At 69.6% G+C, this 16,959-nt stretch carries 16 protein-coding genes and 3 tRNA genes; 9 read left to right on the plus strand and 10 right to left on the minus strand.

The features are described from left to right. Nucleotides 1-26: 26 nt before the first annotated feature. From ABD346_RS02735 to ABD346_RS02755, 5 genes are all read right to left on the minus strand, one after another. Complete coding sequence (locus ABD346_RS02735) at nt 27-839, minus strand: ABC transporter permease (protein WP_344371154.1); 813 nt, start codon at nt 837-839, stop codon at nt 27-29. Beyond that, nucleotides 836-1,834 (minus strand): ABC transporter ATP-binding protein, encoded by a 999-nt coding sequence (locus ABD346_RS02740; protein ID WP_344371155.1) that lies wholly within the window; start codon nt 1,832-1,834, stop codon nt 836-838. The genes ABD346_RS02735 and ABD346_RS02740 overlap by 4 nt, the downstream gene beginning before the upstream one ends. 133 nt (nt 1,835-1,967) lie before the next feature. Continuing rightward, nucleotides 1,968-2,040: transfer RNA gene (locus ABD346_RS02745), tRNA-Gly, on the minus strand. A 95-nt stretch (nt 2,041-2,135) separates the two neighbouring features. Continuing rightward, nucleotides 2,136-2,207 (minus strand) — tRNA-Gly (locus ABD346_RS02750). A 134-nt stretch (nt 2,208-2,341) separates the two neighbouring features. Next, nucleotides 2,342-2,659, minus strand: coding sequence for a histone-like nucleoid-structuring protein Lsr2 (locus ABD346_RS02755; RefSeq protein WP_344371156.1), 318 nt, complete (start codon nt 2,657-2,659; stop codon nt 2,342-2,344). Nucleotides 2,660-2,974: 315 nt separating this feature from the next. Here ABD346_RS02755 and purS point away from each other — a divergent pair, with 315 nt between their 5' ends. Genes purS through purL form a run of 3 tightly spaced genes read left to right on the plus strand, consistent with a single transcriptional unit; the run spans nt 2,975 to nt 6,161 of the window. Then, complete coding sequence (purS, locus tag ABD346_RS02760; protein WP_078966365.1) at nt 2,975-3,235, plus strand: phosphoribosylformylglycinamidine synthase subunit PurS; 261 nt, start codon at nt 2,975-2,977, stop codon at nt 3,233-3,235. After that, entirely contained in the window at nt 3,232-3,915 is a 684-nt protein-coding gene (purQ, locus tag ABD346_RS02765) for a phosphoribosylformylglycinamidine synthase subunit PurQ (RefSeq protein WP_344371157.1), read from the plus strand. The genes purS and purQ overlap by 4 nt, the downstream gene beginning before the upstream one ends. After that, complete coding sequence (gene purL / locus ABD346_RS02770; protein WP_344371158.1) at nt 3,912-6,161, plus strand: phosphoribosylformylglycinamidine synthase subunit PurL; 2,250 nt, start codon at nt 3,912-3,914, stop codon at nt 6,159-6,161. The genes purQ and purL overlap by 4 nt, the downstream gene beginning before the upstream one ends. 58 nt (nt 6,162-6,219) lie before the next feature. Here the strand turns inward: purL and ABD346_RS02775 are convergent, their stop codons facing one another. Beyond that, complete coding sequence (locus ABD346_RS02775) at nt 6,220-7,704, minus strand: MFS transporter (protein WP_381225360.1); 1,485 nt, start codon at nt 7,702-7,704, stop codon at nt 6,220-6,222. Nucleotides 7,705-7,859: 155 nt separating this feature from the next. On the opposite strand from ABD346_RS02775, the gene ABD346_RS02780 reads away from it, so the two are divergent. From ABD346_RS02780 to purM, 4 genes are all read left to right on the plus strand, one after another. Continuing rightward, complete coding sequence (locus ABD346_RS02780; RefSeq protein ID WP_344371159.1) at nt 7,860-8,498, plus strand: TetR/AcrR family transcriptional regulator; 639 nt, start codon at nt 7,860-7,862, stop codon at nt 8,496-8,498. Between the two features lie 10 nt (nt 8,499-8,508). Then, nucleotides 8,509-9,306: a maleylpyruvate isomerase family mycothiol-dependent enzyme gene (locus tag ABD346_RS02785; protein ID WP_344371160.1), complete on the plus strand. Its 798-nt coding sequence runs from the start codon at nt 8,509-8,511 to the stop codon at nt 9,304-9,306. Between the two features lie 458 nt (nt 9,307-9,764). Next, a complete protein-coding gene (gene purF, locus ABD346_RS02790) occupies nt 9,765-11,291 on the plus strand; it encodes an amidophosphoribosyltransferase (protein WP_189965957.1) in 1,527 nt (508 codons plus the stop codon). Nucleotides 11,292-11,326: 35 nt separating this feature from the next. Continuing rightward, nucleotides 11,327-12,394 (plus strand): phosphoribosylformylglycinamidine cyclo-ligase, encoded by a 1,068-nt coding sequence (gene purM / locus ABD346_RS02795; protein ID WP_344371163.1) that lies wholly within the window; start codon nt 11,327-11,329, stop codon nt 12,392-12,394. A gap of 123 nt (nt 12,395-12,517) precedes the next feature. Here purM and ABD346_RS02800 read toward each other — a convergent pair whose 3' ends face one another. Both ABD346_RS02800 and ABD346_RS02805 read right to left on the minus strand, forming a co-directional pair. Continuing rightward, nucleotides 12,518-12,781, minus strand: a complete 264-nt coding sequence (locus ABD346_RS02800) for a DUF3073 domain-containing protein (protein WP_344371164.1) — start codon at nt 12,779-12,781, stop codon at nt 12,518-12,520. Nucleotides 12,782-13,061: 280 nt separating this feature from the next. Beyond that, a complete protein-coding gene (locus ABD346_RS02805) occupies nt 13,062-14,150 on the minus strand; it encodes a Leu/Phe/Val dehydrogenase (RefSeq protein ID WP_344371165.1) in 1,089 nt (362 codons plus the stop codon). Between the two features lie 165 nt (nt 14,151-14,315). Here ABD346_RS02805 and ABD346_RS02810 point away from each other — a divergent pair, with 165 nt between their 5' ends. Beyond that, a complete protein-coding gene (locus ABD346_RS02810; protein WP_344371168.1) occupies nt 14,316-15,158 on the plus strand; it encodes a DUF8083 family protein in 843 nt (280 codons plus the stop codon). A gap of 578 nt (nt 15,159-15,736) precedes the next feature. Next, a complete protein-coding gene (bldC, locus tag ABD346_RS02815) occupies nt 15,737-15,943 on the plus strand; it encodes a developmental transcriptional regulator BldC (protein WP_003949541.1) in 207 nt (68 codons plus the stop codon). Nucleotides 15,944-16,331: 388 nt separating this feature from the next. On the opposite strand, the gene ABD346_RS02820 is transcribed toward bldC, so the two are convergent. Then, nucleotides 16,332-16,505, minus strand: a complete 174-nt coding sequence (locus ABD346_RS02820; protein ID WP_189965967.1) for a DUF6274 family protein — start codon at nt 16,503-16,505, stop codon at nt 16,332-16,334. Between the two features lie 378 nt (nt 16,506-16,883). After that, a tRNA-Asp gene (locus ABD346_RS02825) sits at nt 16,884-16,958 on the minus strand. Nucleotide 16,959 lies beyond the last annotated feature (1 nt).

Below are 16,959 nucleotides of genomic sequence, written 5' to 3' on the forward strand. Positions count from 1 at the left end.
GCCGTCCCCCCTGTGTCAGCACTGTCTCAGCGCCGCGGCTCCCAGCGGAAGCGCTTGCGCACGACCAGCACCGCGATGAACGTCCAGACAACCATGACGAGCAGTTCCCGCAGCACCTCGCCCGCGCCCGCGCCGGTCCAGCCGTCCCGGATCATGCCCACCACCGGGCTCAGCGGCAGCAGTTCGCAGAACGAGGCCAGCCTGTCGGGCAGCACGTCCAGCGGTACGACCATGCCCGAGCCGGCGATCGACAGCATCATCATGGGCATGACCGCGATCTGGGCGCCCTCCGCGGACTTGGTGACGGCGGCGGTCGCCGCGGCGAGCGCGCCCATCACGACCATGCCGAGCAGCAGCCCGACGACCGCGAGCCATATCGTCCCCGGCACCGCCACGTCCATCACGGCCGAGCCGCCCACCGCGAGCAGCACGGCCTGCACGAGCCCGATGAGCACCGCGGGCAGCGCCGCCCCCGCCAGGATCTCCAGGTCGCGCAACTCCCCGGTGCGCAGCCGCTTCAGGACGAGTTCCTCCCGGCGTACGACGTAGACGCCGGTCAGCGTCGAGTACACCGCGAACAGCAGCACATAGCCGAGCGCGCCGGGCAGCAGCACCGTGCCGACGGTGAGCCCGGTCTGCTTCAGGTCGAGGCTGTCGACGGCCGAGTGCATCGCGACGGTGAACAGGCTCGGCAGCGCGACGACCGTGAACAGCGCCGACTTGTTGCGGCCGAGCAGGGTGAGTTCGGCGCGCCCCAGCGCCCGCATGCGGTCGGCGGCGCCTTTCGCGGTCCGCTCGGAGGCCCGCACCGGGGCCCGTACGGCATCCAGGGTGCTCATCGGACGGTCTCCTCTTCCCGGCGCTGGTCCTGCGCGATCTTCATGAACGCCTCTTCGAGCGAGGCCGAGCGCACATCGAGCCCCCGCAGCTCGACCCCGCTGTCCCTGGCCCACAACAGCAGCCCGGTGGCGGCCTGTTGGAGCGCGTTCGTCTTCAGCCGTACGGTGCGGCCGCTCGTCTCGTGGCTGCTGACGCCGAGCCGGTCGAGCGGCGGCAGATCGCCGAGGTGGTAGCCGTCGGGCAGCTCGAAGGCGATGTGCGAGGGCTGGGCGGCGACGACTTCGTCGACCCGGCCGCTCGCCGCGATCCGCCCTTCGTGGAGGATCGCCAGCCGCTCGGCGAGCGCCTCGGCCTCCTCCAGGTAGTGGGTGGTCAGGAGCACGGTGGTGCCGCCGTCGCGCAGCGCCCGCACCAACTCCCAGGTGTCGCGCCGCCCTTGGGCGTCCAGGCCCGTCGTCGGCTCGTCGAGGAAGAGCACCTCGGGCTGCGAGAGCAGCGCGAGCGCCAGGTCGAGCCGCCGCTTCTCGCCGCCCGAGAGCTGCTTGACCCGTACGCCGGAGCGCCGCCCCAGGTCGACGAGTTCCAGCGCCTCGTCCACCGGCCCGCCCGTCACCCGACCACCGCCCCTCACGGAGCGGCTCCGCCGCGTACCTTCCAGTCGCCCACTGGTGCACCCCGCCCACATCCGTACGGTCTCGGCCACGGTGAGCTCGGCGGGGAACCCGCCTTCCTGGAGCATCACGCCGGTACGGGGGCGCACGGCGGCCCGTTCGGTGTACGGGTCGTGCCCGAGCACCCGGACGCTGCCGCCGCTGGGCGGGGCGAGACCTTCGAGGAGTTCGACGGTGGAGGTCTTGCCCGCGCCGTTGGTGCCGAGCAGCGCGAAGAGTTCGCCCCGCGCCACCGAGAAGGAGATTCCGGAAACGGCCTCGAAGCCTCCGGCGTAGGTCCGCCGCAGCTCCTCGACCTCGATCACATTCGCTGTGCCTGCCATGACTTCAGCGTTCCGCGGGAAACGGGGCGCGGGCAGTGCGCGGTGTCATCACCGGCCATGACAAATGTCAGGAGTGGACCCGGACATGACTGAAGGCCCCGGTTCGATGAACCGGGGCCTTCAGTGCTTCCTGAGCGGACGACGAGATTCGAACTCGCGACCCTCACCTTGGCAAGGTGATGCTCTACCAACTGAGCCACGTCCGCATGCCTCCGACCACACGCTCCTCAAAAAGAGGGGCCACTGGGCGGCGCGAGCACTACTCTACCTGATCCACAAGATGGATCGGTACGCAATGCAGAGCGGGTGACAGGAATTGCACACTGCGCCTTCCCCCTGGAAGGGGGATGTTCTGCTACTGAACTACACCCGCACGCTCCGGCGGACCGGGCCTTTCGGCCTTGCCCCTCGGCGTGCTCCAGACTCTAGCTGATCAGCAGGGGGGGTTTGCAACTCCGGTGTCCGGGGCGGGTGCAGGGCCGCCCCGGACGGGACCCGGGCGGGGGGTCAGCCGGCCTCGGCGAAGGCCTCGTAGACCTTCTTCGGGATCCGGCCGCGGGCCGGCACGTCCATCTTGTTGGAGCGCGCCCAGGCGCGGACGGCCGCCGGGTCGGGCGCGACGGCGGTGTGCCGATACGTCTTCCCGGACTTCGAGTGCTTCCGGCCCGCCGTCACGTAAGGCGCGAGCGCCTTGCGCAGTTTCTTTGCATTGGCGGGATTGAGGTCGATCTCGTAGACCTTTCCGTCCAGGCCGAACGTGACCGTTTCCGCCGCTTCTCCGCCGTCGATGTCATCGGAGAGTGTGACCACTACGCGCTGAGCCACGGATATCGGTTCCTTCCTACGGTCTCGCCACTCCCACGTGCCTGACGTGCGGCGATACCGGCCTTCCGGCTGTTATGGAGCAATGTTGCTTTCGCTGGGATTCCTTTGTACAGCGGCACCCATTGCAATGTGAAGCCCAGCCAATTGCATCAGCGTGTCTCGACGCAATGACTTCGGCGACTTTTTCTCGGGATTTTTCCCACGTGTTGTCGCGGCCGAAACCGGAACGTGATCGGGGGTCAGCTATATCTACCCGCGTAGATTTTTTGGGCGGGTACTCTGAGGGAACCGCCTTCGCACCACACCACACCGGGAGTGCCAGTGGCACGCGTCGTAGTCGACGTCATGCTCAAGCCGGAAATCCTCGACCCGCAGGGACAGGCGGTGCAGCGCGCACTGCCCCGTCTCGGCTTCGAGGGGATCGGCGACGTACGTCAGGGAAAGCGTTTCGAGCTGGAGGTCGAGGGGCCGGTCGACGAGGCCGCCCTCGCCCGCATCCACGAGATGGCCGAGACCTTCCTCGCCAACACCGTCATCGAAGACTTCACCGTCAAGGTCGAGGAGCAGTCCAAGTGACTGCACGCATCGGCGTTGTCACCTTCCCCGGCACGCTTGACGACCGGGACAGTCTGCGGGCCGTGCGCATCGCGGGCGCCGAGCCGGTTTCGCTCTGGCACCGCGACAAGGACCTCAAGCAGGTCGACGCGGTCGTCCTCGCCGGCGGGTTCAGCTACGGCGACTACCTGCGGGCCGGGGCCATCTCCCGGTTCTCGCCGGTGATGGAGACGATCATCGAGCAGGCGAAGGCCGGTCTTCCGGTCCTCGGCATCTGCAACGGGTTCCAGATCCTCACCGAGTCGCACCTGCTGCCGGGCGCCATGCTCCGCAACAACCACCTGCACTTCATCTGCCGCGAGCAGAAGCTGCGGGTGGAGAACGCGGAGACCGCCTGGACCGCCGACTACGAGGCCGGCCAGGAGATCCGGGTTCCGCTCAAGAACATGGACGGCCGGTACGTCGCCGACGAGCGCACTCTTGACGAGCTGGAGGCCGAGGGCCGGGTCGCGTTCCGCTACCTGGACATGAACCCCAACGGCTCGCTGCGCGACATCGCGGGCATCACCAACGCCGCCGGCAACGTCGTCGGCCTGATGCCGCACCCCGAGCACGCCGTGGAGCCGCTGATCGGTACGGGCCGTACCGACGGCCTCGGATTCTTCACCTCGATCCTGAAGAAGCTGGTCAACGCCTCATGACTCTCGACACCGTCAAGCACGCAGAGCAGACCCCCGACGTCGAGCAGCCCTGGAAGGAGCTCGGCCTCAAGGAGGACGAGTACGCGCGCATCCGGGAGATCCTCGGCCGCCGCCCGACCGGCGCCGAGCTCGCCATGTACTCGGTCATGTGGTCCGAGCACTGCTCGTACAAGAGCAGCAAGGTCCACCTGAAGCAGTTCGGCGACAAGGTCCCCGAGAACGACGCCATGCTGGTGGGCATCGGCGAGAACGCGGGCGTCGTCGACGTCGGCCAGGGGTACGCGGTCACCTTCAAGGTCGAGTCGCACAACCACCCCAGCTACATCGAGCCCTACCAGGGCGCGGCCACCGGCGTCGGCGGCATCGTCCGCGACATCCTCGCCATGGGCGCCCGCCCGGTCGCGGTCGTCGACCCGCTGCGCTTCGGTGCGGCCGACCACCCCGACACCAAGCGCGTGCTGCCCGGCGTCGTCGCGGGCATCGGCGGCTACGGCAACTGCCTGGGCCTGCCGAACATCGGCGGCGAGGTCGTCTTCGACGCCTGCTACCAGGGCAACCCGCTGGTCAACGCCGGCTGCATCGGCGTGATGAAGCACGAGGACATCCACCTCGCGAAGGCGTCGGGCCCCGGCAACAAGGTCATCCTGTACGGCGCCCGCACGGGCGGCGACGGCATCGGCGGCGTCTCGGTCCTGGCGAGCGAGACGTTCGAGTCGACCGGCCCGGCCAAGCGCCCGGCCGTCCAGGTCGGCGACCCGTTCCAGGAGAAGCTCCTCATCGAGTGCACCCTGGAGATCTTCAAGGAGAAGCTCGTCGCGGGCATCCAGGACCTGGGTGGCGCGGGCCTGTCCTGCGCGACCTCGGAGCTGGCGAGCGCCGGTTCGGGCGGCATGCGCGTCGAGCTGGACACCGTCCACCTGCGTGACTCCTCCCTCTCGCCCGAGGAAATCCTCATGAGCGAGTCGCAGGAACGCATGTGCGCGGTCGTCGAGCCGCAGCACGTCGACCGCTTCATGGAGATCTGCGAGAAGTGGGACGTCATCGCCACCGTCATCGGTGAGGTGACCGAGGGCTCCCAGCTGGAGATCTTCTGGCACGGCGAGCAGATCGTGGACGTACCGCCGCGCACCGTCGCCCACGAGGGCCCGGTCTACCACCGGCCGTTCGCCCGCCCCTCCTGGCAGGACGCCCTCCAGGCCGACGACGCGGGCAAGCTGCCGCGTCCGCAGTCCGGCGCGGAGCTGAAGGACCAGGTCCTCAAGCTCGTGAGCTCCCCGAACCAGGCCTCCAAGTCCTGGATCACCGACCAGTACGACCGTTTCGTGCAGGGCAACACGGTGCTCGCGATGCCCGAGGACGCGGGCATGGTCCGGATCGACGAGGAGTCGAACCTGGGCGTGGCCATGGCGACCGACGGCAACGGCCGGTACGCCAAGCTCGACCCGTACACCGGCGCCCAGCTCGCGCTCGCCGAGGCCTACCGCAACGTGGCGGCCTCCGGCGCGAAGCCGCTCGCCATCTCGGACTGCCTGAACTTCGGCTCCCCCGAGGACCCGGACGTCATGTGGCAGTTCGCCGAGGCCACCCGTGGTCTCGCGGACGGCTGCCTCCAGCTGGGCACCCCGGTGACCGGCGGAAACGTCTCGCTCTACAACCAGACCGGCGAGACGGCGATCCACCCGACCCCCGTGGTCGCGGTGCTCGGCGTGATCGACGACGTGAACCGGCGCACCCCGATCGCGTTCGCCGAGGAGGGGCAGCTGCTCTACCTCCTCGGTGACACCCGTGAGGAGTTCGGCGGCTCGGCCTGGTCCCAGGTCGTCCACGACCACCTGGGCGGACTGCCGCCCAAGGTCGACCTGGACCGCGAGAAGCTGCTCGGCGAGATCCTGATCTCGGGCTCGCGCGACGGCATGATCGACGCCGCGCACGACCTGTCGGACGGCGGTCTGATCCAGGCCGTGGCCGAGTCCTGCCTGAAGGGCGGCAACGGCGCACGCCTGGTCGTGCCGGACGGGCTCGACGCCTTCACGTTCCTGTTCAGCGAGTCGGCCGGGCGGGCGATCGTGTCCGTGCCCCGCTCCGAGGAGCTGCGCTTCACCGACATGTGCGGGGCGCGCGGCCTTCCGGCGACCCGGGTCGGTGTCGTGGACGGCGCCTCCATCGACGTCCAGGGCGAGTTCACCCTGGAGCTGACCGAACTGCGCACGGCCCACGAGGCGACCATTCCCGCCCTGCTGGCCTAGTACGCACCAACTCCTCGGCCCCGTACCTCAGTTGATGAGGTACGGGGCCGAAGTGCGTTCAGGCGTCGACGAGGTGCCCGGTCTCGACCGGGGTGGTGGGCACGGGCCGCGTCTCGGCGGGGAGGCGGGCGGCCAGGACCGCGGCGACCGCCATGACCCCCGCCGCCACCAGGAAGACCACGTCCATCGCGGAGACGAAGCCGTGCACCGCGGTGTCGCGGGCGGCGCCGGTCAGGTGGGCGATGGTGCTGGTCGAGCCGCCCGGCACCTTCGCCTCGTACACCCGGCTGAGCAGCGTGCCGAAGACGGCCGCGCCAAGCGCGTTCCCCAGTGTCTGGAAGAACCGGATGCTGGTGGTCGCGATGCCCAGCTGGTGGGCGGGGGCGGCGTTCTGGACGTACGGGATGAGCTGGCCTATGAGCAGGCCGAACCCGCAGCCCATGAGGAGGAGCGCGCCGCGGAGCTGCCACAGCGAGGTCCCGGCGTCGAGGGTGGCGAGCGCGGCGAGCGCGAGGGCGGAGGCGACGGTGCCGGTCAGCACGAAGGTCTTCATGCGCCAGCCGCGGTCGGTGAGCCTGCCCGCCGCGAGGCCGACGGCGGTCATGCCGAGCGCCAGGGGGACGAGGTGGAGCCCGGAGGCCGCCGGGGCGAGGCCGCGCACCGCCTGGAGGTAGATCATGACGTAGACCAGCGCGCCCATCATCGCGGCGCCGAGCAGCCCCTGGATGGCGAAGCCGTACCGCAGTTGGGGCACCTTGAACATCGAGAGCGGCAGGACCGGCTCCGCGGCGGTGGTCTGGCGGCGAAGGAACAGCGCGAGGGTCAGGACGCAGGCCGCGAGCAGGCCGATGATCTCGGGCGAGCCCCAGGCGTACTGCTTGCCGCCCCAGCTGGTCGCCAGGAGCAGGCTGCTGGTGAAGGCGGCGGCGAGCGTCGCGCCGAGGTAGTCGATGCGGTGTCGGACCGGGGAGGCCGGGAGCCTCAGTACGAGGACGGCGCCGATCAGGGCGGCGATGCCGAGCGGCAGGTTGATGTAGAAGATCCAGCGCCAGTCGGCGTGGTCCGCGAGGGTGCCGCCGATCCAGGGGCCGATCGCCATGCCGGTGCCCCCGACGATCCCGCCGACGCCGCTCGCCTTGTTGCCGCCCTTGCCGTTCGGGCCCTGGAGCTGCGCGAGTACGACCATGGTGACGCTCATCAGACCGCCGCCGCCGAGGCCCTGGAGGGCGCGGGCCGCGATCAGTTCGGCCATCGACTGGGCGGCGCCGCACAGCGCCGAGCCGAGCAGGAAGGTGGCGACGGCGCCGACGAAGACCTTCTTCGCGCCGAGGGTGTCGCAGAGCTTTCCGTACAGGGGCAGCGCCGCGGCCGAGGCGAGCGCGAACGCGCTGATCAGCCAGGGGATCTTGTCGACTCCGTGCGCCGGGTCGAGATCGCGGGCGATGGGCACGGTGGCCGCCGACACGATGTTCATGTCGAGCACGGCCAGCAGGATCGTGGCGATGCAGACGGCCATGGCGATCAGGGTCTGGGTCCTGGTCATGAGGGGCTCGGCGGCGTTCGTGGCCCGGGTCTCGGTGCTCTTCAGTGGCTTCGTGCTCGTCATGGTCTTCGTCATGGGCACCACCATGGACCAGAAAGATATACCAAGTCAATCTTTCATCCTGGATTAAATTTCATCCTGGTACAGTGATGTGCATGACTGCTGGTGAGGGGCTGCGCGAGCGCAAGAAGCGGGAGACCGCGATGCGGATCTGGCGCACCGCGCTCGACCTGTTCACCGAGCGCGGCTTTGACCATGTCTCGGTGGCGGAGATCGCCGCCGCGGCAGACGTCTCGAAGATGACCGTCTTCAACTACTTCGGCACGAAGGAAGACCTGGTCACCGCGCCGATGATGAACCACGTCGGCGATGTCGTACGGGCCGTGCGCGAGCGCGAGGCCGGCGAGTCGGCGGTGGCCGCGGTGCGCCGGCAGTTCCTGGAGATGATCGAGCTGCGCGATCCGTCGGTCGGCCTCAACGACGACCCGCGCTCCCTCCAGGCCCGCCAGCTCATCCAGAACACCCCGGTGTTGCTCCAGCGCGCCTCCCTCGCGTTCGGTGAGGCGCAGCGGGAACTGGCCGAGCTGCTCGCCGGGGAGGGCGGCGACCCGATGCTCGCCGCGGTCGCGGCCGCCCAGCTGACCGGCGCCCGCAACGCGCTGATCAACGAGCACCACCGCCGCATCCTCGGCGGGGAGTCCGCGCGATGGGTCGCCACCGATGCCGCGGAACGCGCCGAGCGGGCGTTCGCGCAGGTCGAAAACGGTCTCGGGAGCTACCCCGGCCCGGCGTAGGCTCGGCTTCATGCCCCCGGCCAAGAAGCGCGCCCGCAAGTACGACCCGGTGAAGATCCGGGCCGCCGTCCTCGCCCAGTTCGGCCACGTACGCCAGGCCGTCGCCGCGCTCACGCCCGAGCAGCTCGCCCGGCCCACCCGGCTCGGCGACTGGACGGTGCGCGAGCTCGCCGTGCACCACACGATGGCGCTCGGCATGCTGGACCGCTACCTCGCCGAGGAGGAGCCGCTCAAGCAGGAGGTCGGGCTGCTCGACTGGCCGTTCCGCACGGCGGTGGTGGGCGGTCAAGTGGCCGACCAGACACGGGAGTTGGCGTCGACGACCGCCGACCTCGACGCACTCTTCGAGCAGCGGGCGGCCCGCACCGAGGAGCTCTTCGCAGCCACCGCGGACACCCGGCTCATGCCGACCCGGTTCGGCGCGATGACCTTCGCGGACGTCCTGGTGACCCGGACCGTCGAACTCGTCGTCCACACCGACGACTTGAACGAAGCGCTGCCCGAACTCGGCGTCCCCTACGACCGGCAGGCGCTCGCCGCCTGCACCCGGCTGCTGGCCGACGCGCTCGCCGTGAAGGCTCCGGGCGGCTCGGTCGAGGTGCGGATCCCGCCGTACGCGGTGGTCCAGTGCGTGGCCGGCCCGAAGCACACGCGGGGCACGCCGCCGAACGTGGTCGAGACGGATCCGCTCACGTGGATCCGGCTCGCGACGGGGCGTACGGGGTGGGCCGAGGCGCGGGACTCGGCGAAGGTCGCGGCGAGCGGGGAGCGGGCGGACTTGTCGGCGGTACTGCCGGTGATGGCGTAGTCCGAGGGTGGGCGACCCCGGCCACCCGGGGCTCCTCCCCAGACCCGTATCGCGCCTGAAGGGTGCTCGTCCGCAAACGTCCCCAAAGCTTTAAGGGCCAGGGGGGACCCCCATGACGGGCCGGGTATGCCCCTTTCCGGGGGCGACCCTGCTAGGGGCGCGGGAAACTGCGCAAGCAGGGGGTGTCCTCACGCAGCGCACACGCCCCCGCACCCGGCCTCCGGCCCAATCCCGCCCCGCGAAGCGAACTCCGTCACACTCGGCACGGGTCTGCGACGCAGTCGCAAACACCCCGAGCCGTAGGCGCGTACCCCGGCCCACCTGCGGGGACGTGACCGAAGGGCAAAAAGGGGACCCTGCGAGGGGGCGAGGCGCGAAAGCTACAAAAGGGGGCAGGGTGCCCGCCTGTCCGTATCCCCAATTCGGACCAGTGGTCGATCTCGCCTACACTCGGTGGCGTGCCACGTGGTGACGGACGACTCAACCACGACCTGCTCCCCGGTGAGAAGGGCCCCCAGGACGCTTGCGGCGTCTTCGGTGTCTGGGCTCCGGGTGAAGAGGTCGCGAAGCTCACTTACTTCGGGCTCTACGCCCTCCAACATCGGGGCCAGGAATCCGCGGGCATCGCGGTCAGCAACGGCTCCCAGATCCTCGTCTTCAAGGACATGGGACTTGTCTCCCAGGTCTTCGACGAGACCTCGCTCGGTTCCCTCCAGGGTCATATCGCGGTCGGTCACGCCCGCTACTCGACCACCGGTGCCTCCGTGTGGGAGAACGCTCAGCCGACCTTCAGGGCGACCGCCCACGGCTCGATCGCGCTCGGCCACAACGGCAACCTGGTGAACACCGCGCAGCTCGCGGAGATGGTCGCCGAGCTGCCCAAGGAGAACGGCCGGGCGACCCAGCTCGCCGCCACCAACGACACCGACCTGGTCACCGCGCTGCTCGCCGGCCAGACGGACGACGACGGCAAGCCGCTGACCGTCGAGGAAGCGGCCGCCAAGGTCCTTCCCCAGGTCCAGGGCGCCTTCTCGCTGGTCTTCATGGACGAGCAGACGCTGTACTGCGCCCGTGACCCGCAGGGCATCCGCCCGCTGGTGCTCGGCCGCCTGGAGCGCGGCTGGGTCGTCGCATCGGAGAGCGCCGCGCTCGACATCTGCGGCGCCAGCTTCGTCCGCGAGATCGAGCCGGGCGAGCTCGTCGCCATCGACGAGAACGGCCTGCGCACCTCGCGATTCGCAGAAGCGAAGCCCAAGGGCTGTGTCTTCGAGTACGTCTACCTGGCGCGCCCGGACACCGACATCGCCGGCCGGAACGTCTACCTCTCGCGAGTGGAGATGGGCCGGAAACTCGCCAAGGAAGCCCCGGTCGAGGCCGACCTGGTCATAGCGACTCCGGAGTCCGGCACCCCCGCCGCGATCGGATACGCCGAGGCCAGCGGCATCCCGTACGGCTCGGGCCTGGTGAAGAACGCCTACGTCGGCCGTACGTTCATCCAGCCCTCGCAGACCATCCGCCAGCTCGGTATCCGGCTCAAGCTGAACCCGCTGAAGGAAGTCATCCGGGGCAAGCGCCTGGTGGTCGTGGACGACTCGATCGTCCGCGGCAACACCCAGCGCGCGCTCGTCAAGATGCTCCGCGAGGCGGGCGCCGCCGAGGTCCACATCCGGATCTCGTCGCCGCCGGTGAAGTGGCCCTGTTTCTTCGGCATCGACTTCGCGACCCGCGCGGAGCTGATCGCCAACGGCATGACCATCGAGGAGATCGGCACGTCCCTGGGCGCCGACTCGCTCTCGTACATCTCGACCGACGCGATGATCGAAGCGACGACGATCCCCAAGGACAACCTCTGCCGCGCCTGCTTCGACGGCGTGTACCCGATGGAGCTCCCCGACCCCGAGCTGCTCGGCAAGCAGCTCCTGGAGTCCGAGCTGGCTTCCGGCCCCGCCGCGACCGCGGCCGCCGACGCCCTGCGCCGCCCGTAAGACCCCTGCAGTACGACACGAAAGTTCCCAGTCACATGCCTGAGACCACTGGTGCCAGCTACGCAGCCGCGGGCGTCGACATCGAGGCGGGCGACCGCGCCGTCGAGTTGATGAAGGAGTGGGTGAAGAAGACGAAGCGCCCCGAGGTCCTGGGCGGCCTCGGCGGATTCGCCGGCCTCTTCGACGCCTCGGCCCTCAAGCGCTACGAGCGCCCGCTGCTCGCCTCCGCCACCGACGGCGTCGGCACGAAGGTCGACCTCGCCCGCAAGATGGGCGTGTACGACACCATCGGCCACGACCTCGTCGGCATGGTCGTCGACGACCTGGTCGTGTGTGGTGCCGAGCCGCTGTTCATGACCGACTACATCTGCGTCGGCAAGGTCCACCCCGAGCGCGTCGCGGCCATCGTGAAGGGCATCGCCGAAGGCTGTGTCCTGGCGGGCTGCGCGCTGGTCGGCGGCGAGACCGCCGAGCACCCGGGCCTGCTCGGCCCCGACGACTTCGACGTCGCGGGCGCCGGCACCGGTGTCGTCGAGTACGACCAGCTCCTGGGCGCCGACCGCATTCGCGAGGGCGACGCCGTCATCGCCATGGCCTCGTCCGGTCTTCACTCGAACGGGTACTCACTCGTCCGGCACGTGGTGTTCGACCGGGCCAGGATGACCTTGGACCAGCACGTCGAGGAGTTCGGCCGCACGCTCGGCGAGGAGCTCCTGGAGCCGACCAAGATCTACTCCCTTGACTGCCTGGCGCTGACCCGCACCGCCGAGGTGCACGGTTTCAGCCACATCACCGGCGGCGGTCTTGCCAACAACCTGGCCCGGGTCATCCCCGACCACCTGCACGCCACGGTCGACCGCTCGACCTGGACGCCGGGCGCGGTCTTCGACCTCGTCGGCACGGCGGGCAACGTCGAGCGGCTCGAACTGGAGAAGACGCTCAACATGGGCGTCGGCATGATGGCGATCGTCCCGGAGGTCTCGGTCGACGTCGCGCTCCAGACCCTCGCGGACCGGGGCGTGGACGCCTGGGTCGCCGGAGAGATCCTGGAGCGTGGGGATCACCGCGACGGTGCCGCGCTGACCGGCACGTATTCGCATTAGAAGCGTCGCCGAGCAAGGCCTCACAGGCAGCACGAAACCCGGTCTGGGGCGAAGGCCCCGGACCGGGTCGGTGTGCTCAGAGCAGCGAAGAGATGCGTTGCTGCGAAAGCGGGATCAGCGAAGTCAAGCGCCGCGGCGCTGCGACGACGGACCGGACTCTTCGTCCTCGTCCTCGTCGTCATTCCCGTACAGATCCGCATAGCGGGCGTACGGGTCGTCGTCCTCGTCGTCCTCCAGTGGCTCCGCGTTCGGCGGTTGGCTCACTGTCGGGTTCGGAGTAGATGCGCCCAGCTCGTTGGCCAGACGCGACAGGTCAGTCCCGCCGCTGCTGTACTTCAGCTGGCGGGCGACCTTCGTCTGCTTGGCCTTTGCCCGGCCGCGCCCCATGGCTCGACCCCCTCGGTGACGGGGCTCGACGGCCCCAGAGTCTTGACACGCGTTCATGATCCGGAACGGACTCTCCGTGGAGAGACCGCGTCCGTAGGGCTTCAACGGTACCTGCTTCCGCGGCCATACGGTACGCCGCCCGCATGACGCGCCACTTGGCAGAACCAACAAAGAGCCCTGTCCTCGCTGGTCAACCGCGATTTTAACCTCTTCTTGGCGCTCGACCCGCCGACCGGCGTGAGTCATGTCTCTCAGCCCGGTCGGCGGGCGCCCGGGAGGCTCAGTGTTGACGTGCCTCCGCCATGCGCTGTTCGGCGATCCGGTCGGCCGCGGCGGCCGGCGGAATGCCGTCTTCCTTCGCACGAGCGAATATGGCCAGCGTGGTGTCGAAGATCTTCGAAGCCTTCGCCTTGCAGCGGTCGAAGTCGAAGCCGTGGAGCTCGTCGGCCACCTGGATCACGCCACCCGCGTTCACGACGTAGTCGGGTGCGTACAGGATCGCGCGGTCCGCGAGGTCCTTCTCGACACCCGGGTGCGCGAGCTGGTTGTTGGCCGCGCCGCACACCACCTTCGCGGTGAGCACGGGCACGCTCTCGTCGTTCAGGGCGCCGCCCAGCGCGCACGGGGCGTAGATGTCGAGACCCTCGGTGCGGATCAGCGCCTCGGTGTCGGCGGCGACGGTGACCTGGGGGTGCAGGTCGGTGATGGTGCGTACCGACTCCTCGCGCACGTCCGTGATCACGACCTCGGCGCCGTCCGCGAGCAGGTGCCCGACGAGGTGCCGGCCGACCTTGCCGACGCCCGCGATGCCGACCTTGCGGCCGCGCAGCGTCGGGTCGCCCCACAGGTGCTGGGCCGAGGCCCGCATGCCCTGGAACACGCCGAACGCGGTCAGCACGGACGAGTCGCCCGCGCCGCCGTTCTCGGGGGAGCGGCCGGTCGTCCACTGGCAGGTGCGCGCCACGACGTCCATGTCGGCGACGTAGGTGCCGACGTCGCAGGCCGTCACGTAGCGCCCGCCGAGCGAGGCCACGAACCGCCCGTAGGCGAGCAGGAGTTCTTCGGTCTTGATCGTCTCGGGATCACCGATGATCACGGCCTTGCCGCCGCCGTGGTCCAACCCGGCCATGGCGTTCTTGTACGACATTCCGCGCGACAGGTTGAGGGCGTCGGCGACGGCCTCCGCCTCGGTCGCGTACGGGTAGAAGCGCGTACCGCCCAGGGCGGGGCCCAGGGCGGTGGAGTGGATGGCGATGACGGCCCTGAGCCCGGTGGCTCGGTCCTGGCACAGCACGACCTGCTCGTGTCCGCCCTGGTCGGAGCGGAAGAGGGTGTGCAGTACGTCATCGGCTCCGGTCACATCGGTCACGGTGGTGACTCCCAAGTACGAAGCGGCGGTTGTCGGCCCGCCTGCGGGTGGGGCGGGCCTGGTTCGGGAGCAGGTTAAGTCCTACGCGCCCGTAGATCAGGCGCAGTGCTCAGGATCACCCCCGTCAGGAGCACAGGGGGGCGTGCCCGTGGGACGATGCGGGACATGGCGGTGGTGTCCTCGGTGATCGTTCCGTACGCGTCCTACCTGCGGGTGTACGAGCCCCTTGCCGCCTTTCCCGAACCCGAGCGCGGCCACTGGCAGCGCTACGCCGAGCGCGGGCGCACCCCCGGTGCCCAGGACGAACTCCGGCGCGCGCTGGCCGACTTGGTGCCCACCCCGCCCGTCCCGGTGCCGGTGCACGAGAGCGGGGACGCGTTCGTCGCCGAGCTCGACGGGGTGGTGTGCGTGTGCCCCTGGCGGACCCGGCTGCGCGGCTGGCAGGCGCTGGAAGGTCTCGCGGGCCAGTTCCCCGAGCCGGTCCTGGACGCGCTGCTGCCTCCGGTGGTGCGCAGGCAGGCCGAGGCGGACTACGAGCACTGGCGGGAGCGGAATCCGGACGCCCGGCCGTGGATCCTGACGAGTGTCTGGCACATCCCTGTGAGCTGGTTCACAGTCTTTTCGGACGAAGAGCGCGAGTATGCACCGGGTGAGGGTGCGACCGCGCCCGTGCTGCGCTACCGCACCCCGATGGTCCAGGCCCGCCGTCGTCTCGCGAGGGCGCTGCGGACGCTGCGGGACCGCATCGACGAGGGGCCGCTGACCGAGGGCCTGGTCGACGTCGGGCGCTGGCTGGAGGAATTCCATCCGCGCTCGCTGGTCGAACTGGACTACGGCGGCCTCGTGCACGCGCTCTCGCAGGACAGCCTGGAGGCGGACCGCTCGGCGGCCGACGTGGCCGAGGGGATCGCCGCGCTGCGGGCGGGCGACGACACCGGCGCGGAGGAGGCGTACGGCCGCTTCACGGAGCGCTGGCGGGCCGTCAAGGAACGCCGGATGGCCAACTGAGGTCCCGCGGCTGGTTCTGAGGGGCCGTCGGGGGGCGGGCGGTGGAGGGTCTCCATGAGGCCATCCGTGGGATCTTCGTGCGGCCTTCGGGGGGTCTTGGGGCGGCCTCCGGAGGGCCTTCGCGGGTTCGCCGCAGGACGTAGGTCCTGATCCGGGCCTTTGCCCTAAGGGTGACGGACCGCACTTATCTCACCCTTGCGCCCAGACCCCACCGTCGTGCCAAAATAGGACAAGGGGTCCGGGGAGGATCCCTTCCGCCCAACTACGGGCGGATTGCTCGGTATTGCTTGCTATGGGGGGTCTGACGACTCCTGATCGCTCTGTGACTGATCGTCACTGTGGCGTGACTGTCCGCTATGGCATGGTCCATCGGCTTCCGTCGCTGATGAACACCTGGGAGGGCAATTCCATCGGTTTGGCCGACGTGGCTGGACGGATGGTGTAGTTGTAGTGCCGAGGACAAGCCGTTCGTCCTATAACCGACTCGGCTCGCGTCCGCCATTTCGGGCAACGCGGGTCAAGGTGCAGAATTTAGAGGAAAGAACCGAGAAGGTTCGGTTCTCCCGAGGAGGCCGCTCATGACCGCTCGCACCCCTGATGCCGAGCCGCTGCTGACCCCGGCTGAGGTTGCCACGATGTTCCGCGTGGACCCGAAGACGGTGACCCGCTGGGCCAAGGCCGGCAAGCTCACGTCCATCCGCACGCTGGGTGGGCATCGCCGGTACCGCGAGGCAGAGGTCCGCGCACTGCTGGCGGGTATTCCGCAGCAGCGCAGCGAGGCCTGAACAACACCCCAATAATCCGGACCATCCGGGGCCCCCACCCCGACCCGGTCCGCCTATAGCTCCACATGACGCCCAGCCCGCCCCAACGGGCTGCGTCATTGATCGCGCTGGACTCCGCCGGGTCCAGCGCGATCTTTTTATGTCCGGCCTTGTCCGGCACTTCCGGCAGCTCCCCGGGGCCTCGCGCGACCGCTCCGGAGGGGGGCCTTCCGCCGACTCCGTGGCACCACCACTCAGGGTGGTGCAATTGCACATATTAAATCGGGGCGTTGTATGGGGTGCGTAAGTTCAGTCGTTCCGGAAACTCATTCCGTGACTCCCGTCACACCCTCAAGAGCCCTCCAGTCAGAGCCTCCCACCCCGGCGGTGGCCACCGGCCCGCCATAGGTCACCGGTTGGGGGGACTTTCGTCCTCGGGGCGCGCGGGCTCGGCGACCTCCATGGCGAGCCTCAGGAGCCGATGGCAGACCGCGCAGTGACGGGTGAGGTGGCGGTAGCCCAGAGCGGCCGACAGATGGGCCCGCAGCAGCGCCCGCGTCTCGTGCCTCGACGACGCCGCCATGCACCACCTCCTCGGGGAGCCCCGTTCCCCTCCCTTGCAGGGGTACCGGCGGCAGGTGCCCCCGTCAAGACAGCGAGAAGGCCCGGATCCTGAGGGATCCGGGCCACAAGGAACGCCTGAGCCCGCATCGGGGGGGCATCCGGTCCTGGGGCGCGGGGGTGAGCGGCGAAGCCCCTCCCCGCGTGAGGCAGCACCCGGCACAAGCACCGGGGCCCGTGTCCGGTGAGGGGTGCGGGTTGGGAAGTGGTGGCGGTCCTGGCGGGATTTGCTGCGTTTGTTTCGCGGCTCCGCCGCGGGGCGCGGCCTCCGGGAGGGGGCTGTACCCGGCACAAGCACCGGAGCCCGCATCCGGTGAGGGATGCGGGCTCCGATTTGCTGCGGTCCTGACGGGATTTGAACCCGCGGCCTCCACCTTGACAGGGTGGCGAGCACTCCAAACTGCTCCACAGGACCT

This window comes from Streptomyces mauvecolor, assembly GCF_039532965.1.
Taxonomy (GTDB): domain Bacteria; phylum Actinomycetota; class Actinomycetes; order Streptomycetales; family Streptomycetaceae; genus Streptomyces; species Streptomyces violascens.

Bases quoted from the DNA above. Each gene is read 5' to 3' on its own strand.
- purL (WP_344371158.1), top strand. From the start codon at position 3,912: ATGACTCTCGACACCGTCAAGCACGCAGAGCAGACCCCCGACGTCGAG.
- ABD346_RS02740 (WP_344371155.1), bottom strand. From the start codon at position 1,834: ATGGCAGGCACAGCGAATGTGATCGAGGTCGAGGAGCTGCGGCGGACC.
- purM (WP_344371163.1), top strand. From the start codon at position 11,327: ATGCCTGAGACCACTGGTGCCAGCTACGCAGCCGCGGGCGTCGACATC.
- ABD346_RS02780 (WP_344371159.1), top strand. From the start codon at position 7,860: ATGACTGCTGGTGAGGGGCTGCGCGAGCGCAAGAAGCGGGAGACCGCG.
- ABD346_RS02775 (WP_381225360.1), bottom strand. From the start codon at position 7,704: ATGACCAGGACCCAGACCCTGATCGCCATGGCCGTCTGCATCGCCACG.
- ABD346_RS02820 (WP_189965967.1), bottom strand. From the start codon at position 16,505: ATGGCGGCGTCGTCGAGGCACGAGACGCGGGCGCTGCTGCGGGCCCAT.
- ABD346_RS02800 (WP_344371164.1), bottom strand. From the start codon at position 12,781: ATGGGGCGCGGCCGGGCAAAGGCCAAGCAGACGAAGGTCGCCCGCCAG.
- ABD346_RS02810 (WP_344371168.1), top strand. From the start codon at position 14,316: ATGGCGGTGGTGTCCTCGGTGATCGTTCCGTACGCGTCCTACCTGCGG.
- ABD346_RS02785 (WP_344371160.1), top strand. From the start codon at position 8,509: ATGCCCCCGGCCAAGAAGCGCGCCCGCAAGTACGACCCGGTGAAGATC.
- bldC (WP_003949541.1), top strand. From the start codon at position 15,737: ATGACCGCTCGCACCCCTGATGCCGAGCCGCTGCTGACCCCGGCTGAG.
- ABD346_RS02735 (WP_344371154.1), bottom strand. From the start codon at position 839: ATGAGCACCCTGGATGCCGTACGGGCCCCGGTGCGGGCCTCCGAGCGG.